At 32.2% G+C, this 21,353-nt stretch carries 19 protein-coding genes; 13 read left to right on the top strand and 6 right to left on the bottom strand.

All coding sequences use genetic code 11. From position 1 onward, the window contains the following. The first annotated feature begins 38 nt into the window (after positions 1-38). The 4 genes from MYRA21_RS13865 (at position 39) to MYRA21_RS13850 (ending at position 3,822) form a co-directional block, all read left to right on the top strand. Entirely contained in the window at positions 39-1,157 is a 1,119-nt protein-coding gene (locus MYRA21_RS13865) for a GNAT family N-acetyltransferase (protein WP_006261142.1), read from the top strand. Between the two features lie 803 nt (positions 1,158-1,960). Next, entirely contained in the window at positions 1,961-2,404 is a 444-nt protein-coding gene (locus MYRA21_RS13860) for a GNAT family N-acetyltransferase (RefSeq protein ID WP_006263519.1), read from the top strand. Positions 2,405-2,408: 4 nt separating this feature from the next. Next, positions 2,409-3,488: an alanine racemase gene (locus tag MYRA21_RS13855; protein ID WP_016649475.1), complete on the top strand. Its 1,080-nt coding sequence runs from the start codon at positions 2,409-2,411 to the stop codon at positions 3,486-3,488. A gap of 94 nt (positions 3,489-3,582) precedes the next feature. Next, positions 3,583-3,822 carry a twin-arginine translocase TatA/TatE family subunit gene (locus MYRA21_RS13850; RefSeq protein WP_006261141.1) on the top strand — a complete coding sequence of 80 codons (240 nt, stop codon included), beginning with the start codon at positions 3,583-3,585 and terminating at the stop codon, positions 3,820-3,822. A gap of 53 nt (positions 3,823-3,875) precedes the next feature. Here MYRA21_RS13850 and MYRA21_RS13845 read toward each other — a convergent pair whose 3' ends face one another. Together MYRA21_RS13845 and MYRA21_RS13840 are read right to left on the bottom strand one after the other, a co-directional pair. Then, positions 3,876-4,559, bottom strand: coding sequence for a phosphoribosylaminoimidazolesuccinocarboxamide synthase (locus MYRA21_RS13845; protein WP_016649476.1), 684 nt, complete (start codon positions 4,557-4,559; stop codon positions 3,876-3,878). Positions 4,560-4,719: 160 nt separating this feature from the next. Beyond that, on the bottom strand, positions 4,720-5,457 hold the full coding sequence (locus MYRA21_RS13840; RefSeq protein ID WP_006261139.1) for an OmpA family protein: 738 nt from the start codon (positions 5,455-5,457) through the stop codon (positions 4,720-4,722). Positions 5,458-5,866: 409 nt separating this feature from the next. Here MYRA21_RS13840 and MYRA21_RS13835 point away from each other — a divergent pair, with 409 nt between their 5' ends. The 3 genes from MYRA21_RS13835 (at position 5,867) to MYRA21_RS13825 (ending at position 8,261) form a co-directional block, all read left to right on the top strand. After that, entirely contained in the window at positions 5,867-6,112 is a 246-nt protein-coding gene (locus MYRA21_RS13835; protein WP_006258960.1) for a hypothetical protein, read from the top strand. Positions 6,113-6,266: 154 nt separating this feature from the next. Beyond that, positions 6,267-6,692 (top strand): hypothetical protein, encoded by a 426-nt coding sequence (locus tag MYRA21_RS13830; RefSeq protein WP_230486156.1) that lies wholly within the window; start codon positions 6,267-6,269, stop codon positions 6,690-6,692. A 156-nt stretch (positions 6,693-6,848) separates the two neighbouring features. Beyond that, a complete protein-coding gene (locus tag MYRA21_RS13825; protein ID WP_006258962.1) occupies positions 6,849-8,261 on the top strand; it encodes a PLP-dependent aminotransferase family protein in 1,413 nt (470 codons plus the stop codon). Positions 8,262-8,325: 64 nt separating this feature from the next. Here the strand turns inward: MYRA21_RS13825 and MYRA21_RS13820 are convergent, their stop codons facing one another. Continuing rightward, the gene (locus MYRA21_RS13820) at positions 8,326-9,360 is read right to left on the bottom strand and encodes an LLM class flavin-dependent oxidoreductase (protein WP_039329459.1); all 1,035 of its coding nucleotides are present in this window, start codon (positions 9,358-9,360) and stop codon (positions 8,326-8,328) included. Between the two features lie 1,283 nt (positions 9,361-10,643). Further along, positions 10,644-11,729 carry a magnesium/cobalt transporter CorA gene (gene corA, locus MYRA21_RS13815; protein ID WP_039329456.1) on the bottom strand — a complete coding sequence of 362 codons (1,086 nt, stop codon included), beginning with the start codon at positions 11,727-11,729 and terminating at the stop codon, positions 10,644-10,646. Positions 11,730-11,808: 79 nt separating this feature from the next. Here corA and hutI point away from each other — a divergent pair, with 79 nt between their 5' ends. From hutI to MYRA21_RS13795, 4 genes are read left to right on the top strand one after another with little or no spacing between them, the layout of a single operon-like run. Further along, entirely contained in the window at positions 11,809-13,050 is a 1,242-nt protein-coding gene (gene hutI, locus MYRA21_RS13810) for an imidazolonepropionase (RefSeq protein ID WP_039329454.1), read from the top strand. Between the two features lie 39 nt (positions 13,051-13,089). Further along, a complete protein-coding gene (locus MYRA21_RS13805; RefSeq protein WP_006261131.1) occupies positions 13,090-14,133 on the top strand; it encodes a formimidoylglutamase in 1,044 nt (347 codons plus the stop codon). A gap of 2 nt (positions 14,134-14,135) precedes the next feature. Beyond that, the gene (locus tag MYRA21_RS13800) at positions 14,136-14,810 is read left to right on the top strand and encodes a response regulator transcription factor (RefSeq protein WP_006265222.1); all 675 of its coding nucleotides are present in this window, start codon (positions 14,136-14,138) and stop codon (positions 14,808-14,810) included. A 1-nt stretch (position 14,811) separates the two neighbouring features. Further along, positions 14,812-16,161, top strand: coding sequence for a HAMP domain-containing sensor histidine kinase (locus MYRA21_RS13795; protein WP_039329451.1), 1,350 nt, complete (start codon positions 14,812-14,814; stop codon positions 16,159-16,161). A gap of 3 nt (positions 16,162-16,164) precedes the next feature. Here the strand turns inward: MYRA21_RS13795 and aroC are convergent, their stop codons facing one another. Next, on the bottom strand, positions 16,165-17,232 hold the full coding sequence (gene aroC / locus MYRA21_RS13790; RefSeq protein ID WP_006258970.1) for a chorismate synthase: 1,068 nt from the start codon (positions 17,230-17,232) through the stop codon (positions 16,165-16,167). Positions 17,233-17,412: 180 nt separating this feature from the next. Between aroC and MYRA21_RS13785 the strand changes: the two genes are divergently transcribed. Together MYRA21_RS13785 and MYRA21_RS13780 are read left to right on the top strand one after the other, a co-directional pair. Further along, positions 17,413-17,907 carry a GNAT family N-acetyltransferase gene (locus MYRA21_RS13785; RefSeq protein WP_006258971.1) on the top strand — a complete coding sequence of 165 codons (495 nt, stop codon included), beginning with the start codon at positions 17,413-17,415 and terminating at the stop codon, positions 17,905-17,907. A 735-nt stretch (positions 17,908-18,642) separates the two neighbouring features. Continuing rightward, the gene (locus MYRA21_RS13780; RefSeq protein WP_039329449.1) at positions 18,643-19,506 is read left to right on the top strand and encodes a hypothetical protein; all 864 of its coding nucleotides are present in this window, start codon (positions 18,643-18,645) and stop codon (positions 19,504-19,506) included. A gap of 48 nt (positions 19,507-19,554) precedes the next feature. Here the strand turns inward: MYRA21_RS13780 and MYRA21_RS13775 are convergent, their stop codons facing one another. After that, entirely contained in the window at positions 19,555-21,333 is a 1,779-nt protein-coding gene (locus MYRA21_RS13775) for an aminopeptidase P family protein (RefSeq protein ID WP_039329447.1), read from the bottom strand. Positions 21,334-21,353: the final 20 nt, after the last annotated feature.

Raw genomic sequence — 21,353 nt, 5'->3', positions numbered from 1 at the left:
AGTATCTTTGTAATCCTGAGTTTAAAAAACGAAACAAAATGATTGAAATTAGAGAAGCTAAAACGAATCAAGAAATTAAAGAATTCGTTAAGTTCCCTTTTAAACTATATAAAGACAATAAGTACTGGGTTCCTTCTATGATTAAAGAAGAAATCAAAAGTTTTGATAGAAACAATGATATCTTCAAAACTGTAGATGTTCACTTTTACCTAGCTTATAAAAACAATGAAATTGTAGGAAGAGTTGCTTGCTGTATCAATTGGACAGAAGTAAAAGACTTACACAAGCCTAAAGTGCGCTTCGGATGGTTAGAAATGATTGATGATATTGAAGTGACAAAAGCTTTAATAAACACTGTTATCGCATTCGGTAAAAGCCAAAAGATGGAATATATAGAAGGTCCTATGGGATTCTCTAATATGGATAAAGCAGGAATGCTTACTAAAGGGTTTGATTATATAGCAACCATGATAGGATTATACAACTTCGAGTATTATCCACAACATATGCAACAACTTGGTTTTAAACCTGAGGCTGAATGGATTGAATACAAACTCGATATCTCTAAATTTGACAAACCGAAAATAGACAAAATGTCTTCTCTTGTAAAAACGAGATACAATGTAAAAGTACTAGAGTTCAAAACGATTAAAGAACTAATGCCTTATGTTGATGAGATGTTTGCTCTATTAAACAAGACTTATGCAGACTTACAAAGCTTTGTTCCTATAGAGCCTTTTCAAGTAGAGCACTATAAAAAGAAATACCTACAGTTTATTCATCCAGACTACATCTCTTGTATTATGGATGAAAATAATAAAATGATTGCTTTTGCCATTACAATGCCCTCATTCTCAAGAGCGTTCCAAAAGGCTAATGGAAAACTCTTCCCTTTTGGTTTTTGGCATTTACTACAAGCAATTAAGAAAAACAGTCATGCAGAGTTCTATTTAATTGGTGTAGATCCTGAATATAGAAATAAAGGAGTAACTGCAATAATTTTTGAAGAGATATACAAGTGTTTTTCAAAACACAATATCACATTTGTCGAGACTAATCCTCTATTGGTTGAAAACAATAAAATTCAACAACTCTGGAAACAGCTAGATCCAGAGATTCACAAAGAACGCAAAACATATCGACTAGATATTCAATAAATATACAAGGTTAATAGAACTCACTATTAGCCTTTTTTTAATCCGTATTTTGGGTTAAACCCGGATTAAAAGGCTTTACACTTTATTTTGAGATGATCCTTATTTGGTAAATCAAAAATAGAAGTATGAGTACACAATGCTGTAATTTCGGTATTAATGAATAAGATAATAGCGTTTTGCTTGCACTTCTTAGGGGATTCCTAGGAGTTTTCTTGGGCTTTCCTTGCCCAGAAGGTGTTTTTCTCGAAGAAAGGTGCAAGAAACCCGCAAGCAATCCTCTAAGAAGTCAGAACAAAACCACCTTTAGTTTATCACTAAATACGAATAAAAAACAGCATTTTTAAATCCGATATTTGAATATTTTATCATACCATTATTTATATTGCTGTTTGTTTTACTTCTTAGATAATTGTGATAAAGTTACTTATTAATCGCATTTGGGTTAATAGTAAGTATACTTTAGTTTTGTCTTTTTATCTCTCTTACTACACCATTACTAAACCCTTTATAATAAAGGTATTGCCCCTACTTTTATTTATAAAAACAAAGCGCAACCACAATCAATAAAAATTACTTTTTCTCATCAAATATCATTTAAACTTGTCAAAATATCATATTTTTTGTATTTTTACAAAAATCAAATTTATTTAATCAAGCTTATTTAGCTATTTTATTAAAAGAGATATTCCGTAGAAACACAATATTCGTTTCTATTTTTTTACTTTCAAATCAAAGGTTTTTACCTTTTCTATTTTGTCTTCATCTTTTCTGTAAAGCCTAAATAAGCATATAAACATTTTTTTATGCTTTCAATTCATAAAATAGACAAACACACCTCTACAAACGAATCACAAATCAAAGAATATGTTGATTTTCTATACCTTCATTTAGAACAATATGGAGACGAGAAACAAGATATAGAAAAAGCAATTCACTACGCTCTTTCTTATGACAACAAACCAGGTGGATTTGTATTAGTTGCCAAAAATCCAAAACAAGAGATTGTTGGTATTACAGTCTTACTAGACACCTTAATGGGAGGATTTATCCCTGAACATATTCTTGTTTATATCGCGATAGACTCTAGTGTACGTGGTCAAGGTCTAGGAGGACAATTAATAGATAGATTAAAACAAGAGGCCCACGGTTCTATTGCACTACATGTAGATAAAGATAATCCTGCTCAAAACTTATATGAACGAAAAGGCTTTGAGAAAAAATACATAGAAATGAGATTAACAAAATAGGAAGATGGCTTATATAACATTAAATCAAAGTAAATTAAAACATAATTACAACAAGCTAGATGCTCTATTTCAGGAGAAAGGAATACACTGGGCTGTTGTAGGAAAATTACTTTGTGGTGATGAGACCTTCCTCAGAGAGGTTTTAGCATTAAACCCTCAACAAATATGTGACTCTAGAGTTTCTAACTTAAGAATGATCAAACAAATTGATCCTACAGTTGAAACCATTTATATTAAACCTGCCCCTAATGGTAGTATTGAAGAAATTATTGAGTACGCAGATATCAGTTTTAATACAGAACTAGAGACGATCAAACTTCTTTCTGAAGAAGCGAAGCGTCAAAACATTGTACATAAAATTGTTATTATGGTAGAACTTGGCGAACTAAGAGAAGGTGTTCTAAGAGAAGAACTGATAGACTTCTACAGCCAAGTCTTTGAACTACCTAACATTGATATTATTGGACTAGGCACTAATCTTACCTGCATGTATGGCGTATTACCTAATAATGATAAGTTAATCCAATTAACGCTATTTAGAGACTTACTGGAACTCAAATTTAAAAAGAGAATCCCCTATCTATCTGGTGGTGCATCTGTAACGCTTCCTTTAATATTAAATGACACTATCCCTACAGCTATTAATCACTTTAGAATTGGAGAAACCTTATTTATGGGAACCAATGCCTATGACAATGTAGCTTATCCTGATTTCGAACAGAATATCTTTATGCTTCATGCAGAAATTATTGAGCTATATGAAAAGCCGATGATGCCTGAGGGAGAGATTGGATTGAAAATGACAGGAGAGAAAGTAGAGTTAGCACCAGAATGGGAAAATAGTGTGAATTATAGAGCCATTATAGACTTAGGGTTATTAGATATAGAAGAAGACCACATTACACCTATCAATGCTAAACAACAATTCGTTGGATCTAGTTCTGATATGATGGTTATGGATCTAGGAGATAACCCAGAAAACTTAAAAGTGGGTGACACGATCTCATTTCATATGAGCTATATGGGGATTCTTAGAATTATGAATTCTAATTATGTTGATAAAAGAGTAATTGGTAGAGAGTAATTCCTTTATTCGCAAATTAAAATCATGTTAAAAAAAATTAATTAAGATTTCTCTTAATTACATTTGTTTTCCTCAATCAAAACATATTTACAATATGGTTTCAACAATTATCCCATTAGGCGGAGTAGCTCCTTCTGAATTAATAGTTGTTGTTGCAATAGCTTTATTACTTTTTGGTGGAAAGAAAATTCCAGAATTAATGAAGGGACTTGGAACAGGAATTAAAGAATTCAAACAAGCTACAAGAGAAACAAATACAACTAATGCTATTGCAAATGAAAATATTCAAGAGCAAAAAAGCAATGTTGAATCGACAAATGAACCTATTAAATAAAGGTTTTAAGCAGAAAGAGGGATATTATAATAATATCCCTCTTTTATTTTCTCTTATTTTAAAAACTCTTTTTCTAAATCTAATGGAGCGATGTAGACATTGTCCTTATACACTCTCATATTACCACCAGAAATCTCGTCTATTAAGATAATATCATTAGTAGCTTTATCTCTTCCAAACTCTAATTTGATATCATATAACTCTAAATTCTTAGTAGCCAACTCATCCTTTATAATTTGACAAATCTCTTTAGTACGAGATTTTAAAATTGCATATTCTTCTTTTGACAATATACCTAACATTTCTAATGCATCGTCAGAAATAGTTGGATCAGCTCTTTCATCATCTTTAATGGTTACTTCTACGAAGCTATCTAGTTGTTGTCCTTCTGTACAATAAGCCCCATATCTTCTAAAGAAACTTCCTACTGCTCTGTAACGACAGATTACTTCTAATCCTTTACCAAATGGTATCGCTTCTTTTACAACCATCGATACATCCTCTATATCAGCCGAAACATAATGTGTAGGGACGTTCTTTTGTGCTAAAACTTCGAAGAAGTGTTTTGTCATTTTTAATCCACTCTTACCTGCTCCATCAATAGTTAAACCTACTGTATTTGCACCTGGATCGAATACACCATCTTCTCCTGTTACATCATCTTTAAACTTTAAAAGAACTTGATTGTTTGATAGACTATATACATCTTTAGTCTTTCCTTGATACTTTAATGTCATTGTGTGTTAGTGTTGTTATTAAAGTTCAAAAATAAGACAAATGTCCCAACTCCAACGATTTTTCAGAAACTTTATTTATAGCAGCTATGTCTAAAACTAAACAGCATAAAAAAAGCTGGAAGTATTCATTACTTCCAGCTTTTATATTTATACTTATCCCTTAAATAAGGTCGAAATCACATCTTCTACTTTCTGATCCTCCACTTCTATAACTACCTTCTTTTGGAGGCACATTCTGATACACAGTTTCAACTAATTTTAATAATCTCGAAGGAGAAATTCCTTTCATGACCATATAATTAATAACTCTATCTGCTCGTCTATCAGCTAACCACTCATCATATTTAGCATTACCTCTCGTATCGAAATAAACGTGAACTCTCACTCTAGCCTCTGGATTATTATACATATAAGCTACTATCTCATCCACTGATGCTTTATTATCTGTATTCAAATAAGAACTATTAAAATCGTAATAAAAGGATGGCAATGTAGAGCTATCATAGTTTACGTTAGAAGTTTTAGTTGTATTATAATCGCCACTTGCTATTGTATTACCTCTATTTTGAGATTCACTTACTACACTTGTTAATCCAAAATTAGCAACTACACCATTATCCATTTGATTCAAAAGAACCTCTGCTTTACTATAATTCTTTGCAGCTGTAGATACCTTATGAATATCTGTCATCCTTTTAGGTTCGAAAACATAAGCTCCATCTGCAGAAGTATATACTGTAGCTATTCTATCTCCTGATGAATTAAAGAATGTTACTTCTCCTTCTCCTATCGGGTTATTTGTTTTTTTATCAAATACCTTACCCTCTATTTTCTGAGCAGATACAGAAATAAAACTAAATAAAGAAAGTCCTAAAGTTATTAATTGTAATTTTTTCATATCATTCTAGTATAGACTAATAAACATTATTATTCTCCTTACACAAAACTACACTTTATTTTATAATTTTTAACATTATAGTTGTTTTATTTAGAGTAATATGTTTTGTTTTTGCTTTTTACCTAACAATAAATAAATATACGAAACACAATTTCATTATTTATTCTAATTTAAATTAAAAAACTCAAATATTACACCATAGTTGTCACTTATTGTTAATTTACAAAGTCATTGTTATCGATTTCGCTTTCAAAAAAGAAACATTATTAGTAGTTATACTTCTAAATAATGAATTCAATAAAAAATCCCTTACAATCAATGAAAATAATATAAAAAAAACACCTTTTGCGAATTATTTTAATCATTTGTATAATTTTACAGCGATACAATATATTTAATTAAGAATCTAATGACAGCGGAAGAACTAAATATTATTGCAGAAAATGCTCTTAATGATCAATACAAAAAAATAATAAATCAACTAAAAGAATCTGCTATAAAAGGAAAGAACTCATGTATTATAAAGAATTTACCGACTTCTATATCGAAAAAACTAAAAGAAAAAGGCTTTGTCATCATTCCTATATATAAATATAGGTACAATTACTTCCTCTTTAAAAAGAGGAGAATAAAATATTTTTTAATCCAGTTTTAACTTGTTTTATAGGTCACAGATTTTCACACCTTACTAACCTTTTACACATACCTTATCTTAAAACTGGAATAGTGTTTGTGCAGTCATTATTAAACACATACAATTTTTAATAATGAGACTTTTACTTATTTTTTTTCTATATTCTTTTTACTGTTTGGGTCAGAATAAAAAGACTACAATCACTGCCTATCAAAAGAAAACCCTACAAGAAAAGAATATTGTTCGAATTATAAGAGATTCCATAGGCAATGAATCTTATCAGTTCTTAATCAAACCTAAAGCTCTTAAAGCTGAGATAGAAGAGTACTTTTCCCCTCATGTATCTAAAATTACTTCTCCTACACTAACAATCTCGAAGTTTAATAATGTATACTATTTTATTTCCAAAAATAAAGATTATACTCTTATTTCTCTTGCTCATTTCGTTTCTATACCCCGTGTAGAAGGTGAGTATCTTATATACGGTAGTAATAACTGTATTATACCTAATAATACCCCTAACTGCTATCCTTCTCCAGACGGAACCTCTTGTGTAGAAAAACAACCCTATTGTATAAAATTAATAAACAAGAAAAATTAAAAGTCATTAAAGGACTACATTCACTTTTATAAATAAAGAAACAAAATTCTCTTTTTCATTGTACCTTTGATTTGATTTTATATCTAATCTCTATTTTGTATTAAATAGCCTTAGATTGATTTAAACTCATTTACTTATTTCACACACTTTATTAATATGCTTAGACCTTGGCCCTTACAAATTCAAATTATTAATACTGAAAAAAAAGCTATCTATCTCCAAATAGCTGATGCTATTATAGAAGCTATAAAAACAGGTCAACTAAAAGAGGAAGAAGCCCTACCAGGAAGTAGAAAGTTAGCAGAAATCTTAGGAGTAAACAGAAATACAGTTATAGAAGCCTATGATGTCTTATTAAGTGAAGGTTGGATTATGTCCAAATCGCGTAGTGGAACTTACGTCTCTAAACTTGCTGACATAAATATAACTCCTCTCAATAAAACTCCTATAAAAAAAGAAAGTAAATCAACTATTCAATACAATATCACTGTTGATGATGGAAACCCGGATACTTCTATTGCTCCTGTTGAAGAATTAGCAAGAGCTTATCGCCAAATATTTAAGCGAAAAGGAAAGTGGCAGATGATGGGATACTCATCTCCTCTAGGGTTATTTGAATTTAGAGAACATATTAGTAAAATGCTAAATCATTGGCGAGGTATGCAAGTAACTGCCGAAGAAATATGTATTTCTAGAGGAAGTCAAATGGCAATGTACCTTATCGCTCAAGTACTACTAAAGAAAGATGACTATGTTATAGTAGAACATCCTGGATATAGAAAAGCCTGGCACACATTTGAGCATGCTGGAGCAAAATTGTTATATGCTAATGTAGATGATCAAGGAATTGATATCAATCAAGTCGAAAGCCTTTTAAAAGAAAACAAAAGAATTAAAGCTATTTATATTACTCCTCATCACCAATATCCAACTACAGCAACCCTTAGTTTACAGAGGAGATATAAGCTGATAGAGCTCTCTAACTTGTATAACTTTACTATTATAGAAGATGATTACGACTATGAATTTCATTACGGACATAGACCCGTTATGCCGATTAGTAGTCTTCCGAATGTACTAAACTACGTATATATAGGAACATTAAGTAAAGTCGTAGCTCCTTCTCTACGTATCGGTTATATAGCGACTAACAATGATCTGATTCAAAAAATAGGTGAACTAAGAAGTATCATCGATGTACAAGGTGACAATATCATGGAACAAGCTATCTTACAATTAATGGATGACGGGACCATAAGAAAACATTTAAAAAAAGCACATAACTACTATAAAAGCAAGAGAGATATAACTGCCGATTTACTAGATAAAAACCTTAAAGAACAAGTAAATTATACAATCGCTGATGGAGGGTTAGCAATATGGTTAGTTCCTAAAAAAGAAACAGATTGGGACAAACTCAAAAAGAAACTAGACCTAGATAAAATTGCTTTTATGGGGCCTGAAAGGTTCTCCTATAGTGATAAATTACAAGGAATACGGTTTAGTTTTGGATCATTGTCAGAACGACAAATAGAAGAAGCTATACTATGCTTAAAAAGACATTTATAACAAAAATAAATTCCTTTAGTAAAGACTTTACTAAAGGAATTTATTTTTGTTATAATCATTGGTATTATTTACGCAATGCTTTTTTAACTGCAGGAGCAATTTTAGTACCTAATAGCTCTATGTTTTTCATCTGTGTTAAGTGATCAGGCGCTCCTAAATCACTGTGCATTAACCAACGTGTTAACCCAAACATCTCTTGATGATATAAAATCTTATCTACTACTTGATCCACATCTCCTATGAATAAAGCACCGTCTCTACTTCTTCCTCCTTCATACTGCTCATAAGTGTAAGGTTGCCATCCACGTGATGCCCCTATTCTATCCATCTGTTCTTTATATACAGGGAAATAATCTTTAGCTAAAGCATTTCCGTCTACTCCTACTAATCCATGTGAGTGCGTAGCGATCTGCATTTTACTAATATCATGACCTGCATTAATATACTCTTGTTTATAGTAGTCAAAGAATGGTTTATACTGTTCTGGCATTCCACCAATAATAGCGAACACAAGTGGCAATCCTAATTTAGCTGCTCTTAATACAGACTCCGGTGTTCCTCCTGCTGCAATCCATACATCCATTGGCTGTTCACTTCTTGGGAAAACCTGCTGTTCTTTTAGAGAAGCTCTGTGTTTTCCTGTCCAAGTCAATGGACCATCTATTGCATTGATATTCAACAATAAATTAAGTTTTTCTGTAAACAACTCATTGTAATCATTAAGATCGTATCCAAACAAAGGGAATGACTCTATAAAACTTCCACGTCCTACTGTAATCTCTGCTCTACCATTAGACATAGCGTCTATAGTAGAGAATGATTGATATACACGTACAGGGTCATTAGAGCTCAATACAGTAACAGCACTCGTCAACTTGATATTCTTAGTTACTGTAGCTGCACCAGCTAATATAATATCTGGAGTAGAGACTGCGTAATCTTTACGGTGATGTTCTCCTATACCGAAAACATCCAATCCTACTTCATCCATTAACTTAACTTCCTCTATAATCTCATTTATACGTTGTGTACTTGACTGATAACTATTGTTTTGTTTGTCGAATTTTAAATCCCCAAACATGCTAATTCCTATTTCCATCTTTATCATTTTTTATTATACTATAAAATTACTCCTATTAATATGGATTATACTTAATCTATATTAAGATATGCACAGCCAGATATTGTCAATAATGCTCTAGCCCTGTATAAAAGCTTAATATTATTCAAAGAAAATGACCAAAAAGGCATTTTAAGTTAAAAAAACAGCTTGTTCAAACATAAAAGTATTACAGTTTTCTATATTTAATTAAAGAACTTAATCTCTTTTAGTATAATTTGAAGTTGTAAGAGATATAGATTAACAATCAAAAAGTTTTATTCGCAAAAAGGACACTTTTAGTAAGTTTTAGCGTCAAATTAGGAAATTATACTGTGCTTTTTTTATACTTTTGTCCTACAAGATTAATAATAAAGAAGAATAGAAGTATAAATACTAGATTATTTAATACTCCTTACTTATTACAAGTAAATCTTACGTCTTATCTGAGTAAGACACTATCATTCAGTATTTTAATACTTAACAAAGAGACTGAGTGCTAAAAAAGAACTATCATAGAACATAACGTTCTATTTAAGTTATAATGTTGTTTCCTATTATGAAAGCTCTATTGTTGTTGATAGAGCTTTTTTTTATTGTATCCTATAGTAATTTTTAAACGTTACTAAAACAGCAAAATTACTTTGATTATCAATAAGTAATATATCCTTAAAGATCATTAAAAATTAGAAAACTAAGTGCATGTTCTTCGGGAGTTTATTGGGCAGTCTTTGGGTGCTCTTCGGAAAACTGCCCCTCAGTCCGAACAAATACTGAACTCTTCCGAAGAGCTTCCGAATAAATGGGTGTATCAAAAACTCATAAATACTGATAATAAAACACTTATGATTTAAAAAGTGGAAATAAATAGACTTTTTTGGAAATATTGAGAAATATTTGGAAAAGAATGGAAGAAAATGGAAAAAAGTGGAAGTAAGCACTTTTTCTTCGAAAGAAATAGCTAAACAACTATTTCATTCTTCAACTCTTAAAATATTGAAAGCTCTACCAAATACTCTATCAAGATTAGTTTAATATTTCTTTGCTATCTATCATAAAACAAAGATATTGTTTTTAAACCCAGATTAAGCGATAGACATAGAAACGAAAAGTAATTATACAAAATAGCTCTGAATTTAAGAAAAAAGCATACTGTAGTATGGTTTTAGAAGAAATGAAAAAGATATGAAGTAGAATTGCTTTGCAGTCTTTGGCTAATGCTTAATCTGGGTTAAACTTTCCTTCTCGACTTTTACAGTCAATATAATATAACAAGAAGTTTATTAGAACCATTTTCTCCATTTAAAATAACTTATCATGAGAACAACCAGTCCTAACATTACCCATAAAGTATAGAAATAACCATTCTCTGTTTTTAATTCTGGCATATTCTCAAAGTTCATTCCATAGACTCCAACAATAAATGTTAGCGGAATAAAGACTACAGAGACAATAGTCAATACCTTCATGATCTCATTCATTCGATTGCTCTGAGAAGAGAAATAATAGTTGGTAGCACTATCTAGTTTGTTTAGATTATAATCTATCTGATCGAGCATTTCATAGCTTTTATACTGTAATCGGTCAAAGAAAACAATACTATTTCTGCTGATTTGACTCTCTACATTCTTTTTATCATGCTGTGTTTTTAGGTTGTATAGCACTTCTCTTAGCGGTATAATAGCTCGTTTTACCTCTTGTAGTTGTTGAGTATATTCTTCTATACTTACCAGAATTTGCTTGTGATATTTAGTTCTAGCCTCTAAAAGAATCTGTTCTACATTATCTTCTATCAAGTCTAAGGTTACAAAATAACTCTCCATTAAAGAATCTAATAAGCCATACAATAGATATCCTGAATCTTTTCTTCTTATTTGTCCTGTTTTGGTTCTAATACGCTCTCTGATCAAATTAAAGAACGCTCCTCTTTTCTCTTGAAATGACAACAGTACATTCTCTTGGAGGATAAAGCTTATCTGTTCTATCCCTACTAGAATATCTTCATTAGAAGACGGCAAAATGGCCTTAACGCTAAAGAACAGTGTATTATCTAACTCCTCTACTCTTGTTCTTCTAGAGAAATTTAGAATCTCTGCCATGATATAAGATTCTATATGAAAAAAACTTCCAACTTCTTTTAATAAATCTATATCATGTAGTCCATGTAGATTAAACCACTTTATAGCATGAGGAGATGCTGCTAATAATATCTCTTCTATTTCCTTCAAACTTAAATCATTGTACTCCTCGAATGTATTCTCATCGTAGATAAACAATTGCATAGAAATAGGTACCTCTGGAAAAGAACCTGCGTATTCTAGAGAATTTGGCTGAAGTTTTCTAGTTTTCTTATATTTAACTCGTCTCACATTTTGTAAATTTGCTTAAAGATAAAAGTTTTTAGACTTTTATCTCATTTATAAGCCTAAAAAAACAACTCAAACAAATATGAAAACACTAATTAAGAATATAAAAGAAATACTACAAGTTAGAAATGAAGCTATAGAGAAAGTATCTGGAGCTGATATGGCAACTTTACCTAAGCTAGACAATGCATATCTAATTATAGAACACGACTTGATAGCGGATTATGGTACGATGGACACTTGTCCTAATGAAAGTGAAATGGGTCAAGTAATAGATGCTACTGGGAAAACCATCTTACCTACATGGGTAGATAGTCATACACACTTAGTCTATGCTGGTAATAGAGAATTAGAGTTTGTAGACCGCATCAATGGGCTTAGTTATGAAGAAATTTTCAACAGAGGAGGTGGAATCCTAAACTCTGCAAAAAAACTACAAGAAACTTCAGAAGAAGATTTATATGAACAGTCTCGCAAACGTTTAGAAGAAGTAATCAGTCAAGGTACTGGAGCAGTCGAAATAAAATCAGGATACGGATTAACAGTAGAAGCTGAGCTTAAGATGCTACGCGTGATTAAAAAACTAAAAGAAAACTACCCTATAGCTATTAAAGCTACTTTCTTAGGTGCTCACGCCTTCCCTACTGAATATAAAGATAACCACCAGGGATATATCGACCTTATAGTCAATGAAATGATTCCAGCTATTGCTAAAGAAAACTTAGCTGAGTATGTAGATGCTTTCTTAGAGACAGGTTATTTCTCTTGTGAAGAGACAGAGCGTATCATTAAAGCAGGACAAGAACACGGGCTTATTGCTAAAGTACATGTTAACCAGTTTACTGCTATTGGAGGAATCGAAACTTGTGTGAAAAATGGTGCGCTATCAGTAGATCACCTAGAAATAGTAACAGACGAAGATATCGAAATCCTAAAAGGAAGTAAAACGATGCCTGTAGCCTTACCTACATGTTCTTTCTTTATTTCTATTCCTTATACTCCTGCTAGAAAGATGTTAGAAGCAGGTCTACCACTAGCTTTAGCTTCTGATTCTAACCCTGGTACTACACCATCTGGGAATATGAACTTTGTCGTAGCTACAGCATGTATCAAAATGAAAATGACTCCTGAAGAAGCGATTAATGCAGCTACAATAAATGGAGCTTATGCAATGGGACTACAACAAGAGTACGGTAGTATAACAAAAGGTAAAAAAGCTAGTTTAATTATCACAAAACCACTAAATTCATTTTATGAATTACCTTATGCTTTTGGTTCTAACCTTATAGATCAGGTAATTCTAAATGGACAAATACAAAAATAAAAGATACCCTAGTATCAATTGCATCACAACAACATCGCTATGAACAAACAAAAACTAGTGTTATTTAAGAAAACTGATTTGGTTGCCTTGACCAAATTCAGAAGTGGGGAAATCAAATTTGGTGAAAGAGTTCACACTTTAGAATCAGAAGAGAATTGGCATAATGAATTAGCCGCTACAGACGCTAAATATGCTATTATTGGTATTCCTGAAGATATAGGTGTAAAAGCTAATCTAGGCCGTACAGGTACTTCTTCTGCTTGGCAAAATTTCTTAAACAGCCTTTTAAATATTCAACACAACAGATTCTGTAAAGGAAGCTGGACTACGTTAATTGGCCATTTAGATTTCAGTGAAGAACAAAAAGAAGCAGAACAACTAGACCCCAATAATAGAGAAGATCGCAAAAGACTCTTCGAATTAGTGTCTCGTATAGATAAAGAAGTATCACATACCATCGCTAAAATTGTAAAGGCAGGCAAAATACCTATTGTTATAGGTGGTGGACATAATAATGCTTATGGTAATATTAAAGGACTTGCCTTAGCCAAGGGCAAAGCCATTAATGTAATCAACTTTGATGCGCATACAGATTTTAGACCACTAGAAGGAAGACATAGCGGTAACGGGTTTTCTTATGCATTCGAAGAAGGTTTTTTAAAGAACTATTTTATCTTCGGTCTTCATGAGAACTATACCTCTAAGACTGTTTTTGGGGATATAAAACTTCATGCAGACCGCGTTAAGTATAATACTTATGAGCAAATACGCATTCGCAAAGAGAAATCTTTTGACACCGAATTACTAACTGCTCAACGACATATTGAAAACAATACTTATGGTATCGAAATAGACTTAGATGCTGTACCACTAGTAGCTAGTAGTGCTATCACACCTACAGGGTTCTCTGCTGAGAGGTTGAGACAGTTCATACACTACTTTGCTAAATCTAAGAATGTTGGATATATTCACATCTGTGAAGGGGCTCCTTCTTTAGATTTCGAACAGAACAGTCATCTTGTAGGAAAGTTAATCACTTATTTAGTAACAGATTTTATCAAATCAAATACAGAAAAAATTTAGTCTTGAATATATTACTTGTAGAAGACGATTCTCGCATCAGTGACTTTATCGTCAAAGGTTTAAAGGAAAATGGTATGCAAGTACAACTTGCTGCTTCTGGAGAAGAAGCTAGAGATCTTATTCTCAGTGCTGATTGGGATCTTATCTTAATGGATATAATGCTTCCAGGTATAGATGGTATTCAGTTAACCAAAATGATTCGTTTTAAAAAGAACTATACCCCTATACTGATGTTAAGCGCTCTAAGCGAAACCACTGATAAGATATCTGCTCTAGACAGTGGTGCTGATGACTACTTAACAAAGCCTTTTCACTTTAGTGAATTACTATCGAGAATTAATGCCTTAACAAGACGAACTAAATTTAATTACGAAAAAAAAGACCATATCTATATCTGTGGTGATTTAAAACTAGACCCTGAAAAACATCTAGTCACACAAGGAGATAAAACAATAGATCTGTCACCTAGAGAATACAAATTATTACTTTTCTTATTAGAAAATAAAGATCGCGTAGTCTCTAGGATGCAGATTCTAGAACGAGTATGGGGAATACAATTTGATACCAATACCAATGTAGTAGATGTCTATATTTCTTATCTAAGAAGTAAAATAGATGATTCTAAAGGAAAAATAATACACACCATAAAAGGAACTGGCTATATGCTACAAGAATGATATGAATTTACGCACTCGTCTTACCACCTACAGTACTATAGTATTCGGTATAGTATTTTTTATTGCATCACTTATTATATTCTTAGCTTACTTCTCTAAGACACAAGAGTCTGTGTTTAACAATCTGAAGAATACTACCCTCCTATCTGCAATATATTACTTAGAACAAGACGAGCTATCTCATACAGAGCATTCTGTTGTAAAAGAAGAATTTAGAGCCACTATTCAGTCTAAAAATGTAGCTGTATATAACTTTAGTAATCAGTTATCCTATGGAGCTCTAGTTAATGACCCTGTACTGACAAATGCTATTTTAAACAAAACAAGAACAGATAAATCACATCGATTTAAAGCAAATGACTTTTTTTATTACGGAATATACTACCCTGATAACCAAGGGGACTTCGTAGTATATACGAGAGAGTCTACAGCTGACTTTATGAATCAGATGAAAAGCCTTATTCTTATCCTATGCATTGTACTTGTAGGAGGTTTACTAGCTATTTATTTTTTAAGTAAGTACATCTCTAATATCGCCTATAAGCCCCTTAAGAATATTGTGCAGCAGGTAAATGAGGTAAACTACTCTAATCTAGAAAACGGGATAGAAGTACCGAAAACAAATGATGAATTAGAAGAATTAATCTCGACTTATAACAACCTACTAATCAGACTATCAGAAACATTCTTAATTCAAAAGAACTTTATTAACTATGTCTCTCATGAATTTAAAACTCCCCTTACTGCTATCAGTGGTAACCTAGAAGTTTTTGCTCAGAAAGAACGTTCTCCAGAAGAATATAATCAAGTAGTCAAAGAAGCTTTAAAAAATGTGTACAAAATAGAGAACATCTTAAGTAACCTTCTTTTATTATCAGGATTAAAAAACACAGAGAAAGACGCTAGTCTATTTAGAATAGACGAGATAATCTGGACTATATATGAAGCATTACAAGATAAATTAGCAGAGCTACAGACTACCTTAGAGATAAATATCAATGTAGATGACTTCACTAAACTAGAGTATAAAGGTAATGAAACGCTAATCCATCTAGCATTATACAATATTGTCGAAAATGCTGTAAAATACTCTAATAGCAAACCTGTTTCAGTAGAGCTGTCTCTACATAACAATAGGCTACAACTAGAGGTAAAAGACCATGGAAAAGGTATCTCTGAAGAAGAACTTACTTTTATAAAACAAACATTCTACAGAGGTAAAAATGTCGGAGATATTAAAGGAAGTGGTATAGGACTGTCCCTTGCTACTATCATCTTTGAACAACATCACATTAAATTCGACATTATTTCTCAGTTAGAACAAGGGACAATTATTACTTTAACATTTTAAAGTTTATTTTCTTTTGAAACCAAACTGTTCGATATAAAAATCTAGAAGCGTGATTGCGGTCATAGCTTCCACAATAGGCACTGCACGTGGTAATACACAAGCATCGTGTCTACCTTTCCCTTGTACAGTCACCACCTCATGTGCGGTATTGATAGACTGCTGGTCTTTCATTAAGGTAGCAGTTGGTTTAAAAGCAACTTTAAAGTAAATATCCATTCCATTACTTATACCGCCTACTATTCCTCCTGCATTATTGGTTGTTGTAGAGCCATCAGGAAGGATAGAATCATTATGCTGACTACCTCTCATCTTTGTCCCTTCAAAACCACGACCAAACTCTACTCCTTTAACAGCATTGATCCCAAGCATAGCTTTAGCCAAATCAGCATCAAGTCGGTCAAATACAGGTTCACCTAATCCTACAGGCACGTTCTGTACTACGCATATAATAGTTCCTCCTATAGAATCCCCATCTTTTTTTACTTCCTTAATTAAAGTCTCCATTTCTACTGCTTTAATAGGATCAGCACAACGAACAGGATTGTTCTCTATCTCGTTAAAATCTAATTCACTGTATTTTTTCTCTACAGCAATATCTCCTACTGAAGACACATAAGCTGTTATTTTTATTTCTTTTAATACTTGCTTTGCTATTGCTCCTGCTACTACTCTACTGGCAGTCTCACGAGCAGAACTACGCCCACCTCCTCTGTGGTCACGATGTCCATATTTTTCATCGTATACATAATCTGCATGGCTTGGACGATAAATATCTTTGATATGATCATAATCCTTTGATTTTGAATTTGTATTTTCAATTACAAAACCTATAGGAGTACCTGTTGTCTTCCCTTCAAATATTCCTGAAAGAAACTTTACTTCATCCGCTTCTTTTCGCTGTGTAACTATCTTAGATTGACCTGGTTTACGTCTGTCTAATTCCAACTGAATTTGTTCTAAATCTAACTCTATTCCTGCTGGACAACCATCTATAATACCACCGATCGCTACTCCATGAGATTCACCGAAAGTAGTTACTCTAAATCTATTGCCATAAGTATTACCTGCCATATTCATGTATTTTATACAAGTTTACCACTTTTCTAAGTTTTGCACCTTGTTATTCTAGATATTTTTTGACAAAGTTACTTTCTAGACCTTACCTTATTTACTCCCAAAGTCCTTCTATATTCCCTAACCACTTCCTTTTTTAAGCAGATATCGATATATTTGTAATTCAAAATAAAACAAATGATTATACTAAAACCATTTACCAAAACGGATGCCCCAATAATTATAGATTGGAATTTTACAGAAGAAGAACTACTACAGTTTGGAGGAACTGCATTTACACATCCTCTTACAGAGGATCAAGTCTTGGCTTTCATGAAAGTAGAAAACTCTTTATTCTTTAAAGCAATTGACACTGATAATGACACCGTAATTGGAGTTGGCGAAATTATTTTGATGGAGAATAATGCTACTAAACTAGCTCGTATAGTGGTAGGTGATCGAAATAATAGAGGAAAAGGTTATGGACAAAAGATGATGCAAGCCTTTGTAGATTATTGTCTAAATGATATCCAAAGTGATTCTGTTATCCTTAATGTATTTGATTGGAATATTGGAGCTATTAAATGTTATGAAAAAATAGGCTTTACCTTTGCTGATGTTCCTATGAGAAGTTTTGATCTACCAAATGGAGAACAATGGTTTAGTAAACAAATGGACTATACTAAAAAGTAACCACTTACGATAGCTATTATATATATTTCTATTTTCTAGTGACAAAGTTGCTAGTCGATCTAAATTTGCAACAGATTATTTCCTTAGTGACTCCGTTATAATATTTGTTTTAACGGACTCACTAAGGACTCGAATGTCTAGTCCTTCTATAACTGTACAACTATAGTTCACAATCCTACTTAGTACTGTACAGTCTTATAATATTGCTTCTATTCTTTTACAATTACTCTCCTATAAGCAATCTTACCTACAGTCAAAATTGAGTTTATAGATAACAGGGATCAGCTCGATTCTAATTTTCATCTTTACTACTGCAGACAAAGGTTATTTTCTGTACAGAAATCACATTTTATTAAACTTAAAAGACATCTTTAAGCAAGATGAATACATTCATAGCAGTACAAAACACTGCTTTTATAGATAAATATAGTTTTCAAAGAAGAAAAAACAGTTCTTTTTAAGCCATTTAAGTATTTAAAGTCAATTTATATAGATTCCTCATAACCTGTTTTTCTTACTTTATATTTCCATACTAAAATCTTCTAAACACCACGGTTATACAGACATTAAGCGATATCACACTATTAACTATAATGCAATAGTATACCATAAACATTTAGCTATTTATAATTTTAACACAAGAATAAACGCTTAAATTAAAATATTATTGTTTGTTTTTATAGAAAAATTATATAAATTGTCCTTAACAAAACCTAACTAATCAAACAACTTATTATGACACTTGAATTATTTGAAGAACTCTCAGATGTTCTGGGGGTATTCGTAGAGAAATTTACTAACCTCAACATTAAAGCAAACAAGCATTCTCTAGCTTGGCAACGATTCCACTACAACTATTTTGATTCAATGACAACTACGCTGTATAAGTCATTAGTTCACTTAAACTATGCGACTATACAACAAGAGAAAGACAATGTTCAATATGCAGAAGCTTTCTCATTAGTATTGGATAAAAATTTTAAACCACTAAGAGATATTAACTTTGACAAGTTTGAACCTAAAGTTCAACAGCAGATTTTAAAAGTAGTACTAGGTGATCTTCCTTTTTTAAATAAAGGGTTAAGCGAAGACACTTATCACTACATTAGATTTAACTGTCTAAATAGAGAAAATAGATTATGTGGCCTAGGAGGAACTTTGTTTAAAGACTCTAAAACAGGAGAACTCATTCTAAACTTATTCTACTTAAACATTCGTAATGAACGTATTGATTCTTTATTAGAAGTAGATTTCTATATGAAAGACAAGGCTAAATATATAAAGCTGTATAGAGAATTAGCATTAAGTAAAGTAACCACACCACAGGCTCTAAAAGAAGTACTAGATAAAAAGAATATCTCTAGTGTAGACTTTAATAATGATTTTATCTATTTCTTTGGAGAAGGGTACCTTACCTTTTATGATAAGAGAAAGTACTTACAGAGTTTAGAACTTGTATTCTTTACAAAGAATTCATTCGAGGAGATTGCTGATGTATGTGGTTTTAACTCTACTGAGTCATTGATCACAAAGTACAAAAAATTTGAAAGTAACGGATATAATCCTATTATTCGCTACTCAAACATATTACAAGCGTAATAAAAGTAAAAAAGGTTGATTCAAATGAATCAACCTTTTATATGTAACTTAAATTGCTTTTGTCTTTTCTTTTAACCAAGCAGCTTCTTCTGCTGATAATTTTGATTCTAAAGATTCATACACCCATTGATTATAGTTATTTAACCAATCAATATGTACTTGATCTAATAGTGACTTCTCTACTAAATCTGTTGCGATATAACAGATGGTGATTGTTTCGAAATCCATAAAATCACCGAATTGATTAGAAGCTAAATCCTTAGATACTACTAAGTTTTCGATACGAATACCGTGCTTACCTTCTCTGTATAATCCTGGTTCTATAGAGCTGATCATTCCTGGCTCTATCGCAATATCTACTGCAGCACCATTGAACGTATGAGGTCCTTCATGTACGTTCAAGAAGAATCCTACTCCATGACCTGTACCATGTCCATAGTTACGCATAGTAGCCCAGATAGGACGACGTGTTATAGCATCGATTTGATATCCTCTAGTACCTTTAGTGAAGATAGCCATAGATCCTTCTATCGTTCCTTTTAAAACAATAGTATAATCTTCTTTTTCTTCTTGAGTCAACTGCCCTAAAGATATTACACGGGTGATATCTGTAGTTCCTGTCTCGTATTGTCCACCAGAATCTACTAAAAGCAATCCTTTAGCCTCTAATTTATAGTTGCTATCCACTTCTGCCTTATAGTGTGGTAAAGCTCCGTGATCTTTATATCCAGCAATAGTATCAAAACTAATATCTTTAAAACCTGGCTGTTCTGCACGTAATCCTTTTAAATGATCTGCAATACTCATCTCAGATAATTCGCCTGAAGCTACATTTTCTTCTATCCATTTAAAGAACTTCGTCAGTGCTACACCATCATTAATCATGGCATGTCGTTCATGATTTAACTCTACTTCATTCTTCACTGCTTTTAGCATAGTAGACGGATTCATATCCTCTAAGATAGTCACTCCCTCAGGAACAGAATCATAAGTAGCAAAACAAGTACGCTTAGGATCTAATAAGATAGTTTCGCTTGTTCCTAGTGATTTTAAGTAATTTCTTACTTCCTCATAAGGTTTGATTAAGATACCATACCCTTGTAACTCCTCAGCTGTACCTTTATCTAATTTCTTAGAATCAATGAATAAGATTGATTTTTCTTGACTGATAAATACAAACCCTAGTGTAACAGGATTACATTTTACATCTGTACCTCTTATATTCAATACCCAAGCTAAATCATCTAAAGATGAAATTAGGTGACATGTCGCTCTTTTTTGTTTTAAGACTTTGCGTACAGCTGCTATCTTATCTGGAGTAGATTGTCCTGTAATAGAAATAGGTAATGTATAAGCTGGCTCTGTTGGCAATGCTGGTCTATCATTCCATATTACATCTAATAAGTCTACATGACCATCTACCTTGATATTTAAAGGTCCTAATATAGTATTTACAGCATTCGCTACTGCTAATGAAGCTAAATTACCATCAAAGGCAACTGTATTACCGGCTTGTAATTTATCTCCTAACCATGACACATACTCAGGTGCATGTTGAACTTTTAATTTTACTAACTCAAAACCAGATCCTTTTAACTGTGCTGGTCCTTGTACAAAATAACGAGAGTCAGTCCATAATCCAGCAAAATCTTGTGTAATCACTAATGTTCCTGCTGAACCACTAAAACCAGATGTCCAAACTATACACTTATAATAATCTGGTAAATATTCACTGATATGTGGATCTGAAGAAGGGATAATGTATCCATCAATTCCTCTCTCCTTCATCAGTGAACGTATCTTCGATAATTTTTCTAAATATGTCATTACGATAATAAATTTTTCAA

Source organism: Myroides sp. A21 (assembly GCF_000807225.1).
In the GTDB taxonomy this organism is placed as follows: domain Bacteria; phylum Bacteroidota; class Bacteroidia; order Flavobacteriales; family Flavobacteriaceae; genus Flavobacterium; species Flavobacterium odoratimimum.
This window is presented reverse-complemented; position numbering and strand designations above follow the sequence as displayed.